The following is a 24,170-nucleotide window of genomic DNA, read 5'->3' on the forward strand; positions in this document are numbered from 1 at the left end:
AGTTTAAATATTTAAGCAAATGGAAGCTAAGAAAGCACCTGGGGATCAAAATCTATACCTGCAGCGCCATCGCCCAACGTAACTTCATTCATTGCAAGAATCATCATACCCGGAGTTTCCCATTGGAGTTTTGATTGCATTTTCTCGTTTTCCATAATCGGATATTTAATCCTGGATACAGGAGCATGGATATTTGAGTAGCTGTAAGTTAAGAAAAATTATCTTCAAAAACATAGCCCTTTTTTTGCAAAGCGGTCACTACCATACTACTGATCACTCCCTGTGTCATTCTGATCATAGCCAGTTCATCTTTACTAACGCAAGCCTGTAAATTATCTCTGGACAGATAATATCTAAAGCCTGCGTCATAGTCATCTGCTGTAAGCATCGCTGTTATATTTTCCCTGTTATCTTCAATACGGTTAAAAAAATCAGGGGAATACATACCCTTATCCGTTCTCCACTGTACTTCCGGCGGCAATACGCCCTGCATGGCATGTCGCAGTATACTTCGCTTATAACCTCCATGCACAAACAATTCCGGCGGTACATCCATCATAAATTCCAGCACTTGTTTATTCAGTAAGGGAACGGCTGAACGCATGCCATATGCTTCATTACGATTAGCCAGCATGGCGGGGAACAGTCCCGTACGACCACTACTGATATTTTCAAGCATAGATGCAGTGATGTTCCGTATAGGCCCAAAAGTAAGCGCATCACGGTACTTCCCGTAAAAATCATCCTGCAGGCCAAGACCGATATGATTGGATTTGGGCTTGTTCATCTTTTTGTACCAGGACGTATGCCTGATGTATTCTCTTTTCAGAATAGGCCAGAATCGCTTCCTTTCGGTCTTTGAAAAGGTCTTTAATAAGCGCCATGCACTTCCGAATGCACCTTTGCTGATCAGGTTGTAAATAACAGGATTACCTTTCCAGGACACCCAGTGATCGCCCCCGTAACCGGTAAAGAGCACGCCGATACCTTTATTACGGGCTGCCGCCAGGATGGCATGGTCCATATAGTAAAACACATTGGGAAACACTTCGTCCTTTTCAAAAGCAAGCACGGTGTTCTGAAAAGGTCCGCTATCTTCCGCGTGTATATAAGTCTGTATGATGTTAGGGCAAGCTTTCCCGATGATATCAATATACTTCCTTTCGTCTTCTCCCTGAGCATCTTCCCGCAATACTGAAGAAAAGGCATACAACGGCTTATTCATCTCTGCCAGCAGCGGGGCAAGTATACATGCAACAGAAGAAGAATCAAGTCCACCGCTCAGCGTAATACCCACCGGCCTGTCTGTCCGGATCCTGTTCCTGACAGCGGTCTTTAACAACTCTCGCAAACACCCGGTCCATTCACTGAATTTCTTAAAATGATATTTTCCGGGAACAGGCGTCCAGTATTTTTTTAAATGAACAGTATACCTGTCCAACATGAGCATATTACCTGCACATAAAGCATGTACGTCTTTAGTGTAAGTACCTGCCGGATCTGACTGACGGAAATAATATTCGATCAGGCTGACCTCATTAAACACATGCGGGCCGGGTTTCACTGCCAGGATGCCTTTCTGTTCAGAACTGAAGATGAACACCTCCGGGGAATCATAATAATACAATGCCCTGCATCCCATCTGATCTGTGGCAATCAACAGTTGCTGCCGTTGTTTATGCCAGATACAAAATACGAACTCACCTTCCAGGTGCTGTATACAATCATTCCCCCACTTGCGATAAGCATGCAATAACAACAGTTCGTCTGAGGTATCACTACTGACCCCGGTCTGTTCCAGCAGGTAAGCGCTGTTATCGAGCAGGACATCTGCAGCAATAATAACATCTTCCGAAATAAGTGGCATCATGCCAGTGTCAGGGGTTGCCAACATTTGCAAGCTGCTCTGGCCTATCAGTACATTGTTCTCATGCCATACATGCTGACCATCTATAGCCCTGTGTTGCATCGCCTGGCAAATCATTGCCCCGGTCGCATGGCTCACCGGCTGGCCCTTCTTATTTATTATACCAAATATGGCGCTCATCAGATCAGCTTTTAAAACGTGCTATAACAATGAATTGATCGGCCTCCTTTGCCCCCGTGATAATCACACCTTCGCTTTCCAGCCATGCATGGGCCTGCAGGTCGTCACCAACCTTATTGATGCCAAAGAAAACAATACCGGACATCTTCCTGTAAGTAAGCATGATCTTGCCAGCCAGTGCCTGCTCAAAACATCTCGCCCTCCAGGGAGAACAGGCGGCTGCTCTCCTGATGGCAGCTCTGATCCTTTCAGGACGGGGCGTTGTCCTGACATCTGCAGTACTACCGTCGGTAACGCTCTTACCCAGTAAGGGCGCTATTTTTCTGAAGGGCATAAAAATCAGCATACAGCGGGCGATAGCGATGCAGATCCAGGCTTCTATAAAGAGCAGCAGCGCTGAAAATTTTCTTCTCATTACAATATTGACGTTACTACATCTAATAATGAATCGGGCTCACACAACACCGGGCGTGACACCTGATGTACAGTGGCGCATTTTACCATTTTACTGATCACATCGAAACAAAGCGCACGCATAGCTGGCTGCCTGAACAATGTAGATTTATAGACATGTTGCACTACACCGGTAAACGCTTCGCTTCCATGCAACTGTTTATGACGTATCACATCAGTCTGCCCTGCATCCAGCAGGATGATCCTCTCAACAGGATAATGCTGTGTATCAAATGCGCCATGAAAGAAAAAACCATACTTCTCATACCCTGGCACGACAGGAAAGGAGCGGTCGTCCAGTTGTAAGGTTTGCAAAGAATGTTCCCATAATTTAATCATAGGATAAGAGGCAACTCCACTGATACGGTCATCGTCGGGCAATTCCTTTAAAACAGTAATATCGTCGCTGAAGATCCTGTACTGCCGCTTCTTCAGTCCTGCCAGTGTAGTGGATTTACCGGCGCCCGACTGTCCGGCAATAAGTGTCAGCCTGTCATTGACAACAACTGCCGATGTATGCAACGGCACCTGTCTCCTTTGTTGCAGGATGCCCGCAATAGCTGCGCCTAGTAAAAACAGGCGCACTACCCTGTCTTCCGTATTGGCCGGATGAGGACGAATGATAATCTGCTTGCCATCGGCAACATAATAAGCAGCAACATCCTCAACAGAAAAGATCAGCTCATGGTCGTTCACACGATAGGAAATACGGCCTATATCAAAGGCCGTATCCTCATCAATGACAGGTATTTCACCAAGGGCAATATTTACATCAGCATACTTAAAATCAAACGGCAACAACTCCGGGAATTCTATTACGGAAGTAATATGCAGGCCGAAGCCCCAATATTTATACATGGATAGCGAACTATTTCTGGTTGAATAATGTTACAATAGTTATAGTTATACACTCAAGTTATCACTAATGTTCAAACATATGTCAGAAAGTGTACAAATTTCCCTGTGCAGAGAGACAATCGTTCGCAGGAACGAACGGAATTTCCTGGTCAGTCGCATCGGAGAAGAAGTTGTGCTGATGGATATACATAATGGCCAGTACATAGGTCTCAATGCTATAGGCAGCGCCATTTGGGAGAAGCTGGAACAGCCCGTGCCTATTCATGAAGTTGTCAATGCCCTGACAGAAGAATATGCTGTCAGCATGCAATTATGCGAACATGAAACCCTTCTTTTTCTTGAAAAAATGATGCAGCATCAAATGCTCATCGTTCAATGATATATGCGCCAACCCGAGGTTACTATTCTGTTATTATGTTGCCGGGCATACCTGCAAACCAGCTCTATCTCCACGCTATGCACTTTTATATCCAGCCATTCCATCAACTGGCAAAGGGTATACAAGTTAAGTGCGCGTCACCGGATAAGACCGGTGACCTTTCACGTATTAAACAGGTTGAAGGGTATTGTACCACCGGAAGCTTTACAGCTGTTCAGAGCTTATTGCCATGAATTTTCCGTATTTGCTTTTGACAGAAAGAGGGTAACAGAATACATTGTCTCCCGCCTGCGACAGCATGGTATAACAGCACGGTTCTACAAAGGAATGGACTTTGCCCAGCTGGTATACGGCGATATCGGCATGCGGGAATTTACTGACATGGATATTATCATTCCGGAAGAACAGGTCTCGACAGTCGTGTCTGTTATGCAGGCTGAAGGATATGAGATGCACCAGGAAAAATATTTCAGCAGTTATCCTGATCATTTCAAATACCACATCAAAGAGGTGGTCTTCGGCAAACCTTGTGCGCGTGGCAAATGGTTAAGCTTTGAGTTTCATTACCGGCCTCCGGAAACGCTCACATCCGTTCAGTACCAGTTTAACGAGCTGCTGGGAAATGACTATCTATCAGGTATCCCATTTACGCAGGAAGATTATTACCGGCTGATGCTCGTAAACAATGGGGCAAGTGATTTCTATCCACATCTGCGTTCTTTACTGGATATGGCATTATTGTACCGCCGGGGCCCCTATAAAACGCCACCGGAGCTACAGGGATTTGAAGACCTGTGGATGCAATTAGCCGCTGACCTGCTGGGCATTCCGGCAGCCGCACCCCGCTCTGTACCCGGGAAGACTTATCAACTGCTGATGAAGCGGTTACTGGAAGAACCTCCCCCGGCGGAAAACAAGTTCCTGCAACTGGCGTTTATCAGGCTTACTTTCGTTAGCAGCCTGAAAGCCAAATATGCTATTTTCATACAATATCTGCGATTCCTGCTCAGGCCCAACGGGGAAGATGTAATGAGAATCAGGTTACCCTACTTCTTTCTCTATTACTTCACCAAGCCTTTCCGGCTCACCCTTGGTCTCTTCAGGAGATCAAGGTAAACCCCGCGTAACGGGTACGCAAGGTTGTACCGGACTTGCTATTATACCTGATTTGCATGATTTTCTTGTTGCCTTCCTATAGTTCACACTCGCTGAGGAGATGATACAGGTATGGTGCCAGGACAAATTCCCGGTTAAGTCTCGTCTTGATAACGCTTAGACAAGGTCTTAACAATGTTTCTCCTATGTCCAACTTACGTTCATCCTAGGTTCATGAACGTAAGATGAACGTAAGTTAGACATAGCAGAAACGAGGTTAAAGCGAAGCTTGTACGGAGAATAACCGAAGAATTGCCAAGAAAAAGTCAGACTGTCTTTATCCGGTCCTTAATATCAGATCATAAACTTAATTCATTTTAAATCAATTTATTGAACAGCATTATAAGAAGCCCAAAATGCGTATTCCCCGTATAGGTTTTCGTTGAGTTTCTGTTTAGCTTTGTGATGTGATCAGAAAGATACGGGCCGGTAAATATTCTTACCACACTCGTTGTGTTGTCCGGCATCCTTTGGAAAATCCGCGCCATCGGCGCGTCTGAATAAACATTGTATTTCGTTACTGAGGCAGGTATTTCCCCCTGTACCACTAAGCGGAATTACTCAAACAGATCTGTTACGGTATAGTATACACTCATGTATGGTAAGTGTAAGCAATGATGGCAGATATGGCAGGTAGCCTGAATTCGACCTGACGTCAGCCGGTTATTCTCAGGACTGTTAATTTGCAAAAAAACATGATACAGATTCATCCTAATCTCTTTGTTGGTAATACTGCTGATTGTGAATTGAATACTCCGGATGTGGCCGTCGTACATGCCTGTAAGGATCCTTGTCACAGGAGGGCAGTCGGTTATAAAGGAAATCTGCCGTCTACCCATCCCCATTACCTGGTGCATCAGGACAACAATCACCTATATCTGAATATGGTAGATATGGAAGATGAATTTGCCGCCCATTTTACCGATCCCATTATGCAGCAGGCCATGGCCTTTATTGAAAGGAATATAACTGAGAGACCCGTACTCGTCCATTGTAATCTGGGAATGTCGCGATCGCCTTCGATTGCCTTGCTATATATGGCACGTAGAGGCTTCATCGGGAATATGTCCTATAGCATAGCCAGAAACGATTTTAAGACGATCTATGCGCCCTATAACCCCGGAAATGGCATTGCCACCTACCTGAATAGAAATTGGGAGAAACTACTTACTTTCTGATTCTATTTTTCTTCAGAATGTCAAAAAATATTACCTTCGTTGTCAATAGCTATTAACGATCCCCAATTAACCATATTATTTCTTTTTTTGAATTTGCTATCATAGTCAATCGTAAGATCGGAATACACCTTTATCGCTCAATAACCAAACTGTTTCTATGTAATAAAAGCTGAGTCTTATTGTTCAAGTGATTTTTCAGTTAATTACTGTTTCCATATCCATGAATGAACTTTTCATGCGGTGAGAGTTATGCATTTTCCTTATCACAGGAAAGGAATCACAACAAATATCGAAGTACTATTACAGATCACCGGCATACCAATACCATGGCCATTATGGAGAACTGATCATCACGTTTTTTCCCTACACATGAACATTTAATCTTATTATCCGGCACCCTCCGGATAACAACTACCACTTATGATAAAAAATACGTGTGCTGTATTGCTACTGCTATTGGCAGGATGCTCAGCTTGTAAAAAAGAGAATATCCTTATCCGATATTCACAATGGGAAAACTTTAATAAGTGGAATTTGTTACTACTACATATAGCCCAATGCAGCGACACCCGGCTCCTATGATTCGGAAGTGCAGTATATGAAAGAATGGCTCACTAAAAGGATCAAATGGATGTACACTGAGATTAATAAGCTATAATAGCGTGCATAAGAACATATCCTACGAAGGACAACCTCCTTCCCAATAAGAATGCAATAAGTAGCCTGTACCCAGGAAGCATAGGTACATGGATCGACCGGACCTGCTCCAGACGGCATTCCCCGCTCTGTAAGGCTTTTTACCCTGACAATCTTAAAAAAAATAACATGAAAAAAACACCACTCTTATTCCTTGCCTCACTTACACTGGCTTGCTTTGCAACTGCTGCGAGTGCGCAGGAAACGGCAACTGCTACGGCAACAGCCACTATTGTAACCCCCATTAGCATTACCAAAGATGTTGACATGAACTTTGGGAATGTGGCCGTACGATCTTCTGCCGGAGGAACGGTAGTGCTGACACCAGCCGGCAACCGTTCAGCTACTGGTGGAGTGACTTTGCCTACTACTGCAACGGGAACCGTGACCGCCGCGTCCTTTACGGTAAACGGAACTTCCGGTTATACGTATGCCATTACGCTGCCGAGCTCAGTAACGATCACCAGTGGATCCAACACCATGACTGTTAATACCTTCACCAGCGACCCAAATGGCGCAGGTACATTGACAGGCGGTTCTGAAACATTGAACGTTGGTGCTACGCTGAATGTAACCGCCGCACAACCGGCAGGAACGTACGTATCAGCCACACCGTTTAATGTAACGGTCAACTACAACTAACGTACGCCCATTTTCCCAAAGGCCCTCCCGGTATTCAATACATAGCCGGGCTGGGGCTTGTTGGGCCCAATCATTAAGCTTGTTTATGCGCCATATCCATTATCTGATATTTATTACTATTTTATCTCCCCTCCTTTCATCCGCACAGGGCAATCTCCTGATCACCCCTATGAGGGTTGTTTTCGAGGGACAAAAGAAAGTACAGGAACTTAATCTTGCCAATACGGGCCATGATACGGCCCGGTATCTGATCTCTCTTATTGAAATCCGCATGAACAGCAATGGCACTTTCGAAAGGATTAGTGAACCGGATTCGGGACAATTTTTTGCAAGCAAATATCTGCGTTTCTTTCCCAGAAGCGTTACACTTGCCCCCGGCGAAGCGCAGCTGGTAAAAGTGCAGCTTACGAAAACAGGACAGTTGCAGGAAGGAGAATACCGCTCGCATATTTATTTCAGAGCAGTACCTGATATCAAGGCACAGGGAGACCCTCCCAAAAGCAGGGATTCTACCACCATTTCGGTAATCCTGACTCCCGTTTTTGGAATAAGCATCCCTGTCATCATCAGGATTGGCCCACCGGCATTAAAAGTAAGCCTGACGGATGTTACACTCGATACAAAGGAAAATGTCCCACCCCGTCTGAGCATGATATTACGCCGTACCGGCAATCAGTCAACATACGGCGATATCAACATCGACCACGTATCTGAGAAAGGCAAAATAACCACCGTAGGTACTGTAAAAGGGCTCGCCGTTTATACCCCGAATCCGTATAGGCAATTCAACATGGAACTCGAAAAGAAACCAGGCATTAATTACCACCATGGCAAACTAAGGATCACTTATACCGCACAGTCAAAAGGGACTGTGACCGATCCGCTGGCGCAGGCTGAGTTACAACTACATTGATCAGTCGCGGGTGTTTATACGGCATGAGATGCATGCCGTCAGATAATATTCAAACACATGAATACCAATAAACAATTTATACGTGTTTGTTTTGCGCTTCTTATCTTATTGTCATGCCTGCCTGTTGTCCTCTGGGCACAGACAAGTTGGAAAGGTACTGTCAGCATAGCATGGGACAATGCGGCTAACTGGACGGCCGGTATACCTACTGCTACTGTTGATGCTGTGATCGGAGACGCCTCGTTCACAGGCTCCTTTCAGCCGACCATCAGCGCCAGTGCCAGCTGTAATTCATTGACACTTGTAACGAGCGCCCAAAACCCGGTATTAACTCTTTCCAAAGGCCTGACGGTAGACGGTAACCTGACCATCAACTCCGGGTGTACGATTTCGCATAAAGGCGTTACCCTCACTGTAAAAGGCAACTGGACCAATAATGGCACTTATACCACTACCAACAATAACTCAAAAGTCATCATGGGGGGCACCACGCAAACAATCGGGGGCAGTGCTACCACTGCTTTCAGGCGGCTCACCATCGCAGCCGGCTCCACAGTGACCCAGAACGTTAACTTTTCCGTAGCGGGTATTTTTACGGTAACAGGCACTTTTATACCATCAGAAAGCACTACCCCGATAGTATCAGGGGCCGGTACAACCACTGTCAGCGCTACCGGTACACTGCGCGTAAATGCCAGCACTTTTGCTGGTAACTATACCATATCAGGTGCCTTCACATTCACCGCGGGCAGTACAGTTGATTACAGCGCGACGCTCATCAATCAGACCGTCCGTAATGACCTCACTTATTCCACCCTCAGGATCAGCGGGGCATTGGTGAAAACGCTGGGAGGTAACCTCAATGCACTCAACTCCAGTACCAGTGCAGCAGGAAGGATTAACGTAGCTGCAGGTACGCTGGACCTGTCCACTTTTACGGCCAATCGTGGTACGACGGTGGCCGGTGGAACATTTACAGTAGCTAATGGGGCTACCCTCAGGATAGGAGGAACGAATACATTCCCTGCCAACTATGCCACACATTCACTTTCTCTGACAAGCATCGTGGAATACAATGGTGCTGCCCAGACAGTGTTAGCAGAGACATATGGTAATCTTACCCTGTCCGGATCCAGTGGGGCCGTGGTGAAGACCATGCCTGGTACTGCGTTTACAGTGGCGGGTACCCTCACAAGTACAGTGGGGGCAGCTACCAGTGTGAGTTATACAGCAGCTTCCAATATACTGATCAGTGGTGGTGTTAATATCGGCGCCTCCACTACATTTAATGGCGGCAGTTTTACGCATGAGGTAGATGGTAACTGGGTGAACAATGGCACCTTCACCGGCGCCACCAGCACGGTCAATTTTGGAGGTCCCGGTTCATCTATCAGTGGTACGGGTACACACAATTTCAATAATATTGGATTTCTTGTTACCAATATCACGGCTGCCGCTACCAGTGCCCTTACAGTGTCAGGCAACCTTTCCACTTCCGGTCCGGGAACATTTACCCACCTGACTGGCGGTACGCTTACAATGACAGGAACATCCAAGACTATTACCGGAACAAACTTCATTTTTGATAATCTCACCATTTCCGGCAGTGTCAGCGTCAGTACCAGTATCATAGTAACGGGCAATTTTGCTGCTAGCGGCACCTTTAATGGTCTCGGAGGTACTGTTACCATGCAGGGAACCTCCAAGACCATTTCCGGCGCCGGAACGATCAGTTTCGGTACACTGATCATTGCCGGCACGGTAACCACAGCAGTGTCCTTCTCTGCTATCAATACGTCGCTTGACGTCAGTGGTTCCCTTACCGCTACCGCCGGTACTGTTACCTTTACAGGTACCAGTACATTAAACGGAACGGCGAACCTGTTCAATGTCACACTGAATGGAACATCCTTGCAACTGTCGGCTAACTCGGTACTGGGTATAGCCGGTACATTTACCGTTACCGCCGGTACATTGAATGTGACTTCCACGCCTCCCAATACGGTCAACTTCAACGGTACAGGTGCGCAGACCATCAATGCACTGACCTACGATAGACTACTATTATCGGGTGGAGGCACCAAAACGGCCGCAGGCGCCATTACTACCAACTATTTCACCATTTCCAGTGGTACTACATTTGCCGCGGGTTCCTCCACCCACACGGTACAGCAAGATTTTGTCAACAACGGCACTTTCACCGCCGGTAGCAGTACCGTATCATTTACCGGAACCAATGCATCCAGCATAACAGGTGCTACTACCTTCAATAATCTTACCCTGAATAAGAGCGTAATGACGACACACGTCGACATCAATAATGACGTTCAGGTGGGCACCATTAACATGACCAGTGGCACCATGAATACCGGTAGCAACACACTGACTATGACTGTGGACAGGAGCGGGAATGGTACCATATTGGGTAACGTTCGCAGATCACACACTTTCAGCCTGGGTGTTACCTATGCATTTGAAAGTCCTAACACTTCAATACTTTTTTCGGTGGCGGTACCACTTACCAGTTCTATCACTATTTCCGCTGTTGTGGCACCTGTCAGCGATTTCCCCCAGGGTGGTGCTATCAACCGGGGGTATACCGTCAGTGGCGTATCGTCTTTAGGACTTATCACCATACGATTACATTATGAGGATGCAGAACTGAATGGTAACAATGAATCCACCATGGGGCTATGGCTCAATAGCGGCAGCAGTTGGGGAGCTGTAGGAAAAACAACTAACAGCACCACTTCAAATTATGTAGAACTGGGTGGACAGGTTGCTGTCAATGGACGATGGACGATCTCAGACAATGCCAACGTTGTACGCTGGAACGGGTCTGCCAGCAGCGACTGGTCTACTGCCGCCAACTGGACATCTGTCCAGGGTACTCCTTCCCTTCCTCCTGGCGTCAATGACATCGTGGAGATCGGCACTGCCGCATTTACTAATCAACCTACCATCAATAATACCGCATCTGTGAAGGCCATACGATTCGGCAGCACACAGGCAGCCACCCTGACGCTTACAACAGGCGGCAGCCTCACTACACAAGGTAATATTAGCGGTGACTGGTCTGCCAATGCAACCCATACCATCAATACAGGTAGCCAGACACTGACAGTAAATGGCGACCTTGTACTGAGTGATGGGACTAGTGGTCATGTCATTAATCTGAATGCAGTTGCAAGCACCATAACTGTAGGAGGCTCACTGACAGAATCAGGAGGCGCCAACCTAACCTTCACCGGGGCAGGCACACTCAATATAGGCAGCAACTTTTCTTACACCAGTGGAACCTTTACAGCCGGCAGCAGCACCGTCACATACAACGGTACCGGTACACAAACAGTAGCAGGATTGACCTATAATCATCTCCAGATAAATAAGTCAGCCGGAGCCGCATCAATGAGTAACACAGGTACTGTAGCCGGCAATCTGAGTATTGCAGCAGGATCCTTTTCACTAAATGCTGCTATGACCGTAACCGGAAATGTCAATATATCCTCTGGTACTATATTAAACAGCGATGCTGTTACGTTGACGGCAGGCGGTAACTGGAGCAACAGCGGTACATTCAATGCGTCCGGCGGAACAGTCGTGCTCAATGGCTCTGGCGCCCAGACTATTTCAGCTACCACCTTCAATAACCTGACTATTTCCAAAACAGCCGGTACTGCCACACTTAGCGGCAACTGCCCCATCAACAGTAATCTTACAATCAGCAGTGGAACTGTCGATCTTTCCACATTCAGCGCCAGCAGATCATCAGGAGGTGGTACCTTTACACTCTCAGGTAGTGCTGCTTTACTCGTTGGCGGAGCAAATAATTTTCCTTCCGGATTTACTACATATACTGTCAGCAGTACCAGTACCGTCAATTACAATGGCACTGTAGCCCAGACAGTAGCTGGTATCCCTTATGGCCACCTCAGCTGCAGTAATGGCAGTACCAAGACACTGGCCGCCACCTGTACCGTAAATGGCGACCTCACCATAGGCAGTGGCGCTACATTCGATGGTGCTTCCTATACCATTAACCTTTACGGCAACTGGAGCAACAGTGGCACTTTCACTCCTACCAGCGGCACTGTAACACTGAATGGAACCAGTAAAACTATCAGCGGTACAACCACATTCAACAGGCTCACTGTATATGGCAGCTATGCTGTAAGTGGCAGCGATGTTACCTACAATGGCCTGCTTACTGTTGCCACCGGTGGCTCTTACGATGGTGGCAGTGGTAATGCCACAGTGAACGGCGATCTTACTAATAACGGCTCTTTAATCAGTAATGGAGTAACCACCTTTACGGGCACTTCAGTGCAGACTATACGTTTCATAAATGCTGTTGTTTCAAATTCAAGCGGTGTTATTAATTTCAACGGCACCATCCCGCCTATATTGAATTCAACCAGTACCCCAACTTATGCTACACTGAACATCAACAATACCGGAGGCGTCAGCGCCAGTGTGGGATGGAGGGTCATCATCGCATTCAACATCAGTAGCGGCGCCACTTTCAATGGTGGCGTCTCTACCCACAATATATTCGGATCATTTACCAATAATGGTACCGTGACCAGCAGCGGCAGCATGAACTTCACGCCAACAACAGCACAGACCATCCAGCTCACCGGAACGGGTTTTACAAGTACAGGTACTGTTACCTTCGGCGGCAGTGGCGCCATTACAGTAACAGGTACCCCAACTGCACTGAACAATGTCATTATCAGCAATACTGTCGGTGTAACACCATCTTCTAACTGGACAGTGAACGGTGATTTTGCCATATCAAACAGTGCAATATTCAATGCAGGCAGTTTTACCTACACAGCAGCGAAGAACGTCGAAAGTAATGGTACATTAAATGGAGGAACATCAACGTTCACTATGACAACAGCTGATGGAACGCTCACAGGTACCCCGAATACAACTTTCTATGACCTCACTATTACCGGAACAGTCGCTTCATTATCAGATTATCGTGTCAGTCATAACTTCACCAACAACGGCACCTATGACGGGACCATCGGTACGCTGATCATGACAGGCAGCCTGCCTTCACTCATTACAAGTTCAGCGTCATCATTCGCACTTTCCCAGGTAACCAACCAGAAAGATGCAGGCGTTACCACTTCTCTTGCCAAGGCGATCACTGCGGTGGATGATATTACCATTACCACCGGTATATTTGATGCGGCAGGTTTTGCTATTACTCCTTCCGGAGCCAGTTCATTAACCATTGAGGATAATGCAAAACTCGTTCTAAAGGGCACTCAGACACTACCTACATTCACTACTTACGCATTCGATACTTTAAGTACTGTTGAATACGCGGGTGGTACACAGGCTGTCTCCTCCGCTACATCATACGGCAACCTTGTCATATCCGCCTCAGGCAGTAAAACAGCTTCCGCCGTAGTGAAAATATTGAACGACTTTACATTGACCAATGGCACCTATGTACAAGGCAGTTTCACCGACACGATTGGCGGAAACTGGACCATGTCCAGTGGCACGTATACGAATACCGGCGCTACCGTTTACTTCAATGGTACCGGCACACAAACCATCTCTTCGACCGGAGCCTTTAATAATCTGACCGTGAATAAAACCGCCGGCATCGTTTCTCTGGGCACGGATATCACCGTGAGTGCCGTGCTGAATTTCGTGCTGAATAAAATTCACACTGGTACAGCTTTCGCCGTTATTCTACCATCTACAGGCTCTCTTACCGGCGCATCCCAGAGTACGGGATGGGTATCCGGAAGACTGCAGAAAGCAGTGGCTACCGGCAGTAACGTAACGAGAACCTACGAGGTAGGCGACGATCAGTATTATACACCAGCTACCGTCACCATGCCTGGTGTCACCACTGGTGGTAATCTGCTGACCAGCGTCACCGCAGCAGATCATCCGAATATCAGTAGTTCAGCCATAAGCTCTGCCAAAAGTGTGAATCGCTACTGGTCATTTACCAATACCGGTACCGTATTTACTACTTCATCCGTTACCCTCAACTGGAATGCAGCTGATGTAGATGCAGGATCTACTACCGCCAATTTCAAGGTCGGTAGTTATGATGGCAGTACCTGGACAACGCCCACTACCGCCAATCCGCTGGCCACTTCCATACAAACCACAGGCCTGACGAACATGAACGTTGCTTTAATAGCGGGTGAACTGGTCTCCAACAACACCTGGACAGGCGCTGTGAGCACTAACTGGTTTGCAACTGGCAACTGGTCTACCAACACTGTGCCCACCAACACGATGAATGTTACCATACCAACAGGCCTTGGCAATTACCCATCTATTGGTTCCGGCACTGCTACTACCTCCAATATCACCATACAAACAGGCGCATCTGTTACAGTAAGCGCTGCAACCCTGCAGATCTACGGTACTATCAGCAACAGCGGTACATTTACCGCCACTAACGGCACCGTAGAATTGGCCGGCGGTGCCGCGCAAACTATACCTGCAGGTACATTTGCCAGCAATACCATACTTAATCTTACTACCAATAATACCAGCGGCGTTACACTGTCAGGTACATTAAATGTGTCCGGCGTACTGAAAGCTACAACGGGAACCTTTGCGGCAGGCAATAATCTGACCCTGCTTTCTACAGCAACACGCACGGCCTTAATCGATGGTAGCGGCAGCGGTACAGTAACCGGCAATGTGACGATACAGCGTTACCGGTCTACAAGTTTTGGTTATGTCTATTTCAGCTCACCGTTCCAGGCAGCAACCGTGAACGAATTCTCCGATGACATCAATCTCAGCGCTACCTTCCCTACCTTCTACTATTATGTGGAGAACCGTACGTCTTCAGGATGGACATCATATACCGCTACTTCAGGCGTGCTCACACCCATGGTTGGATATGCGGGTAATCTTGGTACCGCTACATCTCCTGTAACAATAGACATGACAGGAGTTGTAAATAACGGGACTATCGTCTCTCCTACCCTGACAAATAACAATCGCACATATACGCTTGGCTTCAACCTGGTGGGCAATCCTTATCCGTCTCCGGTAGACTGGGATGCCAGCGGTGGATGGACACGTAATAACGTCGATAATGCTGTCTATTACTTCAATGCTGGCAGTACCAATCAATATACCGGCACTTACAGTTCCTACATCAACGGTGTATCCAGCGATGGCGTTGCCAGCAACATCATACCGGCAATGCAGGGCTTCTTTGTGCATGTTACCAATGGCAGCTTCCCGGTATCAGGTTCCCTCACGGCCAACAATACCGCGAGGGTAAATAACCTGACGCCCAACTTCCACAGGGAAAGGCCGCTGACGGAACCTTTATTGCGCCTCAGCGCCGGATTTACAGATGATGGATACAGTTCAGATATGGCGGTTCTCTACTTTGGCAGTAATAGCTCCAGGGATTTTGAGACAGAAACGGATGCCCTCAAACTCATGAATACAGATCTGACTGTCCCGAACCTGTATGTGCTGGCAGGCAGTCAGCGACTCTCTATAGCCGCCTGGCCGGATAATATAGACAGTACTGAAACCATCCCCCTGGGACTGACCACAGAACGGGATGGATATATCAGCTTCACCATGCCGGTAATGGAGCGCATCCCGGCAGGATGGCATTTTTATCTGTATGATAAGGAAGCCGATATCACCCACGATCTGCATAAGACAACACCTTACCGCCTGATGTTGCGGAAAGGCGCTTATGATAAGCGATTCTTCCTGGTATTCAAAGCTGATAAGGATGTTGTTCCAGGCAACACAGCTTTCTATCATGCATTCTATACAGGTAATAATCTCTATGGGCAGTTTGATAAGGTACCCGGTGAAAAATGTACTATCGCCGTCAGCAATATGGCAGGGCAGGTCATCTTCCGGAAAGATTTCAAAGGCAATGGACGCTACCTGCTGGGATCAAACTACAGTGGTGGCGTGTATCTCGTCACATTCCAGTCAGATAAAGACCTGATATCGAAGAAAGTGTTTATAAGCAATCAATGATCATTACATGCGATCAGCTCTCTCAAAATATTACTTCCTTTATATGGGCCTGCTGGCCTTGCTGCTCCATGTCACGACATCAGTGAAAGCTCAGGAGCCGCCGCCCCGGCCTATATCAGTATATGTGAATCCCGCACAGGGACTCATCTTTGGCGCCTTTTTCCAGGGAGCAACGGGTGGTACGGTAACAGTTTTTTCCGATGGCTCCCGCTCTGTGACAGGCAGTGTTGTACAGGCAAACCTTGGCTTTCCTTTCTCTCCGGCTATTTTCGAAGTAGATGCAAATCCGGGTACCCTGATTCAAATCCTGAACGGGCCGGACGTAACACTGACGGGTAGTAACGGCGGAACCATATCACTGCACATAGGTTCATCAAGCACAGGAAGCCCCTTCGTTGCAACCGCCACCTCTCCCGCCCGTACGCTGGTGCGCATCGGGGGTACACTCACCGTAGGACCGCCATTGGCGAATCCCTCCGGGAGCTACAGTGGTTTATTCTCAGTCACATTTATACAGGAATAACAATTGATGACAGGCTGTATCATACATATCACTCCTTTCCTCCGGTATTGCTGCAAAGCAGTCTGTATTTTACTGCTGGCCTGCTGCGTCAGTCCTGTTTTTGCAAAAGACGGGGACAAAGATGGTGATAATGATGAAGAGCCGAAATTTGATGAGACCTCTATCCTTGTCATACTACAGGGTGTAGGCGGTACGGAGATACCTGCGGTGGTGAAGGATGAAATAGCCTATCTGTCCATCACAGATGTATTTAATTTCCTGAAGATCCGCAACAACCTGTCTGAAAGCATGGATACCCTTTCAGGCTTCTATATCAGCCAGGATGCCACCTTCCTGATCGACAAAAAGAATAACAGGATACGTTTCCGGGACAAAGTATTTAACCTCGGGCCGGAAGATCTTGTGAAGATGGAAACAGGATTATACCTGCGTACAGACTATTTCAATAAAGTATTTGATCTGAGCTGCAAGTTCAATTTCCGTAGCCTTTCAGTGAACGTAATATCCAAAGCAGAGCTGCCTGCCATCAGGGAAATGCGGCAACAGGTCATTTATCGGAACCTAAATAAACTAAAAGGAAATATCGAAGCAGATACTACCATCGGCAGGAGCAAACAGTTGTTCAAATTCGGGATGGCCAATTGGTCAGTGGTATCTAACCAACGCCTGCAGAATGTCAGCGACTCCTGGTTCAACCTCACCATGGGCGGAACGCTGGCCGGCGGAGAGGCCACGGTATCATTGAACTATAATAACTTCGCAAAGCAGCAGTCAACTACTCATCCGGATAGTAATGTTGTCCGGCCATTCGATCAACGGCAGCAATATTACCGTTTACGATTCGTAAACAATGACAGGCCCTGGTTACGACAGATCATTGCAGGAAAAATATTTACCCCTACTATTGCGTCCCTGTTCGCTCCAATAGTAGGCGTACAGGTAAGCAATACACCTACTACACATCGCCGTGCCTATGGCTCTTATACCCTGAGTAATTTCACTGATCCCGGCTGGACGGTGGAACTCTATATCAACAATGCCCTGGTGGACTATACAGTAGCAGATGCTGCCGGCTTTTATACTTTCCAGGTACCGTTGATGTATGGCAATTCCCAGATAAGGCTCCGGTTCTATGGCCCCTGGGGAGAGGAACGTTTCCAGGAAGAAAATATCAATATTCCTTTTAACTTCCTGCCAACGGGCGAGCTTGAATATACTGCCAGCGCAGGTGTAGCGGAAGATACTATACATAGTAAACTGGGAAGGGTCCAGGTCAACTATGGCGTTTTGGGCATTCTTACTGTCGGTGCAGGTGTGGAATATCTTTCTTCAATCCGGGGGGCCAATACATTACCGTTTGTAAACGCTTCCATGCGTCTTCCGGCAAACTTATTATTCTCCGGAGAGTATGCACATGGTGTCAGGGCGAGAGGCATCCTTAGTTACCGGACACGTACAAACTTTCAGGCAGAGCTCAATTACACGAAATACAGCAGGGATCAGAAAGCCATTGTCTATAACTGGTTGGAAGAACGTAAAGCTGTTGTCTCCAAACCGTTCTTCAGAAAGAATTTTTCGCTATTCACAAGGCTTACAGTAGACCAGATCATATTACCTGGTTCCTACTATACAACCACAGAATGGATGCTGTCAGGCGCCCTCTATAAAGTGGGCACCAACCTTTCTACTTATGCAATTTTCATAAAGGATGAAAAACCTTTCGTATACAGTAATCTGGCGCTGACATTTCCGCTACCGGGCAAGATTATGCTGACGCCGCAGGCCCAGTATGACTACAACAGTAATCGCCTGATAGCGATGCGTTGTGAGGCAGGTAAGTATCTGTTCAAAAATGGTTATCTGAATGTCTCTTATGAGAAGAATTACCGGACTGGTATTACAAACTATGGTATCGGATTGCGGTATGACTTTTCATTTGCGCAGATCGGCTTTTCCGTTTGGAGGAATAACAATCTCACCACGCTTGTGGAATCCGCCCGCGGCAGTGTGATCTATGATGGAAAGGCAGGTTATACCGGTGTTAACAGCCGCAGCAGCGTTGGCTCCGGAGGCGTTGTATTTGTACCATTCCTCGATACTAACAACAATGAACGCTATGATGCGGGAGAGCCCCGGGTAGACGGACTACAACTGAAATATAATGGCGGAAGACTGATCCGTAGCCTGCGGGACACAAGCATAGCCATCCTTGACATGGAGCCCTATGCCCCCTATCTGTTTGAACTCGAGCCAACGGGCTTTGAAAGCGTTTCCTGGCGGATCAGGAAACCCATCATCCGGGTGCTCATTGAGCCTAACCAGCTGCGTAGAATTGACGTCCCTGTTAGCGTTCTGGGTGAGGTATCAGGCGTCGTGTACCTAAGAGAAGATTCTTTGCTGAAAGAACAAACCGGTATCAAGATCTGTATCTACAAGTCAGACAGCACCCTGGTAAAATGCCTCCTCACAGAAACTGACGGGTACTTCAATTATATGGGGCTGCCTCCGGGCGACTATGTCATCCAACCCGACCCGGCCCAGCTGAAGAAACTAAAATTAACAACCCTGCGCCCGGCCTATAACCTGCATATTAGCAGCCGGAGAGAAGGTGATGTGATCGATGATATCGAGTTTATACTGGAGAAGAAGTAATTATCAATCCATATGGAAAACCTTCGTTAGCGGCATTGTGATGGGAGAATGATCTTCATTCGTATCCATGATATCAGCCATATAGGCCCACCAGCGCTGTACAATCGGCAATTTTCCCAGATCCTGGGATGACTGTTCACCGTCCTGTTGCTGAACCGCAAACAGGATATTTGTCTCCTCATCCAGGAAGATGGTATAGTCGCTCACACCATTATCCTTCAACAGCTGTTTCAGCTCAGGCCAGATCTCATCATGGCGCTTACGGTACTCTTCTTTACAGCCCGGTTTCAGGCGCATTTTAAAGGCGATCTTCATAACGGGAATAGTGGGTTAAGATAGATTAAGACTTAGGTGTATAGAGAAAGACTGTCAGGCTTTTAGCGCCATGAGCGCCCAGTACCAGCGACTGTTCAATATCCGCCGTCTTGGAAGGGCCGGCAATAAAAACACCGAATCCGCCTTCCGGGCGGGCAATACGCTCCTCATACGCATCATGCATAGTCGGTAATATATCCTGTGAGGAAACAACAATAGCAAGGTGCTGGGTAATGAAAGGCAGCACTCTTTCCTTTATTTCAATATCAGTGATCCATATAGCGCCGTTCTCCGCCACACCAAATTGTCCCGGGATAATAGCCAGGTCAACATCCTCAAACTGGCGGCCATCGCCGGCTTCCCATTCAGTTAATGCACCAGGCCAATACTGCTCCTGTATAGCGACGATCTTCCGCGCATCCGGAAGATGTTCCGCCATGAGTGGCTGTATTTCTGTATATGAACTGATCCCGAAAACCTGTCCGCCGAGCGTTTCTACTACTTTTCTAAAGGCTGCAGGATCACCGGGACCCGTACGTCTGAATGCGTTCAGGTCAGGTAATGCCTGCTGTTCCGGTTGATTGTTTTTTATAGCGGCGAGAATGCTTTCGCGGGACATATGCGTTGTTTGATATTGTTGAAGCAACATGGTTGAGCATGTTGCTGGAAATATTTATATGATAGAATTGTTGTTATAAACACCGTTACCATCCCGCGCTACAAACACACAGCCCAGCGCGGCGGGCTGACCAAAAGTTGTTGCTATTGCTTCCTGTTCTTCTTGTACCAATCGGCAAATGACGCCTTCGGAGCTTCCGGCATTTCACGTTGTTTGAACCACGGGTTAAGACCATTGTTCACAACAGCAGGGAATGTTCTCATCACCCAACGGCCAACACCTCCGGCGGTTTTATATAACCCGGGTTTGGACAATACGATGTTCATGGCATGCATGCCCGCGGCTTTTGTCTTCTTTGTATATCCCTCCTGTGTAATGACCTGCCTCCATTTGTAGAGCTGCTGATGGATATCGATCTTCACCGGACATACATTGGAGCAGGAACCACACAAGGTAGACGCAAAGGGTAGGTCCGCATATTCTTTCATATCCAGGTTAGGAGCCAATATAGCGCCTATCGGTCCGGCAATAGCATTATGATAACTATGTCCACCACTACGGCGATATACAGGACAGGTATTCATACAAGCCCCGCAGCGGATACATTTCAATGAATTACGGAAGTCTTCACGCCCCAGCTGACGGCTGCGGCCATTATCTACCAGTACAATATGCAGCTGTTGTCCCTTTTTAGGAGCGCGGAAATGGCTGCTGTAAGTAGTAATAGGCTGACCGGTAGCACTTCTGGCCAGTAAGCGCAGGAAAACACCCAGATGTTTCCTTTGAGGAATGATCTTTTCAATACCCATACAGGCAATATGTACATCTGCCAGGTGAGCGCCCATATCAGCGTTCCCCTCATTTGTACAAACCACCATCTCCCCTGTCTCTGCCACAGCGAAGTTCACACCCGTAATGGCCACCCGCGACTGGATAAATTCAGCCCTCAGGTGCTGACGGGCAGCGGCAGTCAGGAACTTGGGATCTGCATTACCTGCAGGCGTACCGAGGTGTTCATGAAACAGGTCGCCTATCTCCTCTTTCTTTTTATGGATACAAGGCAATACAATATGACTTGGCGGTTCTTTCGCCAGCTGCACAATACGCTCACCCAGATCAGTATCGATCACTTCAATGCCATGTTCAGCGAGGTATGGATTCAAATGGCATTCTTCCGTGAGCATGGATTTACTCTTCACCATCCGTTTTACCCCCTGCTCCTGCAACAGCTGCAGCACGATCTTATTATGCTCCGCCGCATCAGCTGCCCAGTGTACAACCGCGCCATTGGCCTGTGCATTCCTTTCAAATTCCAGCAGGTAGTCATGCAGGTTGCCCAGCACGTTATGTTTGATACGTGAAGCGGCCTCTCTCAGATCTTCCCATTCCGGAATACTCCAGGCCATTTTATCCCTCTTCTGACGAACCCACCAGAGCGTCTCGTCATGCCAGTTCACTCGGGCCTCATCGGCGTTAAATTCTTCCGCGAGAACTGAATGTTCTTTATGTTGATGTTCCATACCTTAAAAATTGGAAGCCGGAATTGAGACGTAAAACGTCTTCCAGCTGCATAAGTAAACTCCCTGTTCCTGGTACCTTAAATTGAATTCAATATCTCAGCAATATGCAGCACCTTCACATTACTTTTCTGGCGACGCAGAATACCTTCCAGATGCATAAGGCAGCTGACATCATTTCCGGTAATATATTCAGCACCGTTATTGACGTGATCAGCAATACGATCTTTACCCATTTTCACAGAAACTGCTTCTTCAAAAACACAGAAAGTTCCCCCAAAACCACAGCATTCATCTGTCCGTTTCAATTCCACCAGTTCGAGCCCTTCCACCATCTGCAACAGCTGCTGAGGTTTGGAGAATGGAGCCGCTACCAGTTCACTCATCTGGGCAAGACCCAATCCACGCTGACCGTGGCAGCTCTGGTGTATACCTACTTTATGCGGGAATCTCGCTTTCAGATTATCTACTTTCAATACATCTGTCAGGAATTCCGCCAGCTCGTATATATGCTGACGGATGTGGGTGGCAGCCTGCTCTTTTCCGTCTACATGCAGATGGTCCTTGATATGCAGCACGCAACTGCCTGAAGGCCCTACGATATAGTCCAGATCCGCAAAATGATCTACAAAAAGTTCATTGCAACCATGGGTCAGGTGTTCAAATCCGGAGTTGGCCATGGGCTGGCCGCAACAGGTCTGTCCCTGTGGATATACCACATCACAACCCAGTTTCTCCAGTAGTGATAACGTGGCTATGCCTACCTGCGGATAAAACTGATCTATGTAACAGGGTATGAAGAGTCCTACTTTCATCTTTTTTAAATATAAATCGAGCCGTGGCTATAATGTCTCATCTCTACGAGATCGGCCGGTAAAGGCTGTGTATTCCAGTGGCGATGAATAGCGAGGGCAGCTCCTATGGCCGTAGCCTGTGCTACCGACGCAGCATAAACCTCCATCTGCGGGAAAGCTGCTGCCAGCAGGTGCATATATACGGTATTCCTGCTGAATCCACCATCCACGAAAATACGTTTTACCGGTGTACCATCTATTACCAGCGATGAAGAAAACTGCTGTTGTTCCATAATGTCCATCAGCAAACGGTGATAGGCAATTTCATAGCTGGTAAAGTCGTTCAATGACCTCTCTGCAAAACGGGACGCCTGCAACAAACTTTTCCCGGATACCGGTCCTTCCTGTTGCGGAGATGCCGCGAGCAACCTGGCAAATATAGCGGGGTCAAAGGCTACTTGCTGGTAGTAATTTACCGGTGTCTGATAATATTCTGCCAGCCTTTTCACCTGCTGCTCATGCTCATTGCCCGCAAAGAGCCTTGCGGCCTTCACAGGACGGTTTTCATAGGTCAGATAGCAAAGACAGTCAGAGGCCAGCTTCCTGGCCGTTAAAGGGCTGTTATTAAACGGATTAAGGGTAATACACCAGGTACCCGTAGATATGAGCGCAAAAGGCTCCGAGAAACTGGCCAGGTAAGGGATCAATGCAGCGGAGCTGTCATGCAGTCCTACACCCGCAATACAGGCATAGCCATCAATAGTTGCAGGCAATACGTGATTACCCGGGAAAACAGGAGGCAATTTCTCCGCCAGTCCTTCTCTCAATACCCAGTCGTGGTAGTTTTGCCGGGTAAAGTCCCACAACATCGTATGACAACCAATACTGGTAATATCAGATAGCAGCTGACCCGTCACCAGGAAACTGATATACTGGGGTAAATGCAGGGCATATTTCACCCTGTTGAAGAGAGCTGGCTGCAATTGTTTTAACCGGTAGAACTGCAGGCCTGCGTTCAGGCTGCCCAATGCAGGAGAGGCAGTCTCCTCACATAATTTTTCAGATCCGCCGGAGGCCTTGTGAAGGGCTTCCTCCATACCGGCAGGATAAGGTTTCAGATAATTATACAAAGGCGCCAGCACCTGTCCCTGCTCATCCAGGTAAACAAGGCTGGCGCCATAGGTACTAAAGTTAAATGCTGCAACAGTATAGCCAGGTAGCTGCAACAGTTCACGGAGACTGTTCTTCACCCAGCTTGTAAGCAGTTCAATATTTTCACAGGCGTCCCCATCTTCGTCAACTGTTTCGTCGAAACTGGCGCCTCTTTCCCATACGATCCGGTAATGCTCGTCGATCAGGAATATCTTCTTGTTTGTCTTACCAATGTCGAGTATTGCAATACAGCGCATCCGGTGA

Annotated in this window: 17 protein-coding genes; 8 read left to right on the top strand and 9 right to left on the bottom strand. The window is 47.4% G+C overall.

Annotated features, from left to right (window positions below; all coding sequences use genetic code 11):
- Window positions 1-26: 26 nt before the first annotated feature.
- Genes F3I09_RS34620 through F3I09_RS18660 form a run of 4 tightly spaced genes read right to left on the bottom strand, consistent with a single transcriptional unit; the run spans window position 27 to window position 3,358 of the window.
- A complete protein-coding gene (locus F3I09_RS34620) occupies window positions 27-155 on the bottom strand; it encodes a hypothetical protein (protein WP_255479778.1) in 129 nt (42 codons plus the stop codon).
- A 53-nt stretch (window positions 156-208) separates the two neighbouring features.
- Window positions 209-2,047, bottom strand: coding sequence for an asparagine synthase-related protein (locus tag F3I09_RS18650; RefSeq protein WP_149696551.1), 1,839 nt, complete (start codon window positions 2,045-2,047; stop codon window positions 209-211).
- Between the two features lie 4 nt (window positions 2,048-2,051).
- Entirely contained in the window at window positions 2,052-2,462 is a 411-nt protein-coding gene (locus F3I09_RS18655) for a lasso peptide biosynthesis B2 protein (protein ID WP_149696552.1), read from the bottom strand.
- Entirely contained in the window at window positions 2,462-3,358 is an 897-nt protein-coding gene (locus F3I09_RS18660) for a hypothetical protein (RefSeq protein ID WP_149696553.1), read from the bottom strand. The genes F3I09_RS18655 and F3I09_RS18660 overlap by 1 nt, the downstream gene beginning before the upstream one ends.
- Window positions 3,359-3,437: 79 nt before the next feature.
- Between F3I09_RS18660 and F3I09_RS18665 the strand changes: the two genes are divergently transcribed.
- The 8 genes from F3I09_RS18665 to F3I09_RS18700 all read left to right on the top strand — a co-directional run bounded on the left by F3I09_RS18665 (window position 3,438) and on the right by F3I09_RS18700 (window position 19,509).
- Window positions 3,438-3,737 (top strand): PqqD family peptide modification chaperone, encoded by a 300-nt coding sequence (locus F3I09_RS18665; RefSeq protein WP_149696554.1) that lies wholly within the window; start codon window positions 3,438-3,440, stop codon window positions 3,735-3,737.
- A 3-nt stretch (window positions 3,738-3,740) separates the two neighbouring features.
- On the top strand, window positions 3,741-4,853 hold the full coding sequence (locus tag F3I09_RS18670; RefSeq protein WP_149696555.1) for a nucleotidyltransferase family protein: 1,113 nt from the start codon (window positions 3,741-3,743) through the stop codon (window positions 4,851-4,853).
- A gap of 734 nt (window positions 4,854-5,587) precedes the next feature.
- Complete coding sequence (locus F3I09_RS18675; RefSeq protein ID WP_149696556.1) at window positions 5,588-6,070, top strand: dual specificity protein phosphatase; 483 nt, start codon at window positions 5,588-5,590, stop codon at window positions 6,068-6,070.
- Between the two features lie 825 nt (window positions 6,071-6,895).
- Entirely contained in the window at window positions 6,896-7,408 is a 513-nt protein-coding gene (locus tag F3I09_RS18680) for a DUF4402 domain-containing protein (protein ID WP_149696557.1), read from the top strand.
- An 85-nt stretch (window positions 7,409-7,493) separates the two neighbouring features.
- Complete coding sequence (locus F3I09_RS18685) at window positions 7,494-8,321, top strand: molecular chaperone (RefSeq protein WP_149696558.1); 828 nt, start codon at window positions 7,494-7,496, stop codon at window positions 8,319-8,321.
- A 57-nt stretch (window positions 8,322-8,378) separates the two neighbouring features.
- Window positions 8,379-16,334: a hypothetical protein gene (locus F3I09_RS18690; RefSeq protein ID WP_149696559.1), complete on the top strand. Its 7,956-nt coding sequence runs from the start codon at window positions 8,379-8,381 to the stop codon at window positions 16,332-16,334.
- A gap of 7 nt (window positions 16,335-16,341) precedes the next feature.
- On the top strand, window positions 16,342-16,857 hold the full coding sequence (locus F3I09_RS18695) for a DUF4402 domain-containing protein (protein ID WP_149696560.1): 516 nt from the start codon (window positions 16,342-16,344) through the stop codon (window positions 16,855-16,857).
- Window positions 16,858-16,863: 6 nt separating this feature from the next.
- The gene (locus F3I09_RS18700) at window positions 16,864-19,509 is read left to right on the top strand and encodes a hypothetical protein (protein WP_149696561.1); all 2,646 of its coding nucleotides are present in this window, start codon (window positions 16,864-16,866) and stop codon (window positions 19,507-19,509) included.
- Between the two features lie 3 nt (window positions 19,510-19,512).
- Here F3I09_RS18700 and rhaM read toward each other — a convergent pair whose 3' ends face one another.
- The 5 genes from rhaM to F3I09_RS18725 all read right to left on the bottom strand — a co-directional run bounded on the left by rhaM (window position 19,513) and on the right by F3I09_RS18725 (window position 24,163).
- Window positions 19,513-19,824 (bottom strand): L-rhamnose mutarotase, encoded by a 312-nt coding sequence (rhaM, locus tag F3I09_RS18705; protein ID WP_149696562.1) that lies wholly within the window; start codon window positions 19,822-19,824, stop codon window positions 19,513-19,515.
- 25 nt (window positions 19,825-19,849) lie between these two features.
- On the bottom strand, window positions 19,850-20,443 hold the full coding sequence (locus tag F3I09_RS18710) for an LUD domain-containing protein (protein ID WP_149696563.1): 594 nt from the start codon (window positions 20,441-20,443) through the stop codon (window positions 19,850-19,852).
- 143 nt (window positions 20,444-20,586) lie between these two features.
- Entirely contained in the window at window positions 20,587-21,963 is a 1,377-nt protein-coding gene (locus tag F3I09_RS18715) for a lactate utilization protein B (RefSeq protein ID WP_149696564.1), read from the bottom strand.
- A 77-nt stretch (window positions 21,964-22,040) separates the two neighbouring features.
- Entirely contained in the window at window positions 22,041-22,775 is a 735-nt protein-coding gene (locus F3I09_RS18720) for a (Fe-S)-binding protein (protein WP_149696565.1), read from the bottom strand.
- Between the two features lie 5 nt (window positions 22,776-22,780).
- Window positions 22,781-24,163, bottom strand: a complete 1,383-nt coding sequence (locus tag F3I09_RS18725; protein WP_149696566.1) for an FGGY-family carbohydrate kinase — start codon at window positions 24,161-24,163, stop codon at window positions 22,781-22,783.
- Window positions 24,164-24,170: the final 7 nt, after the last annotated feature.

It is taken from the genome of Chitinophaga sp. CF418 (assembly GCF_900142925.1).
GTDB lineage: Bacteria > Bacteroidota > Bacteroidia > Chitinophagales > Chitinophagaceae > Chitinophaga.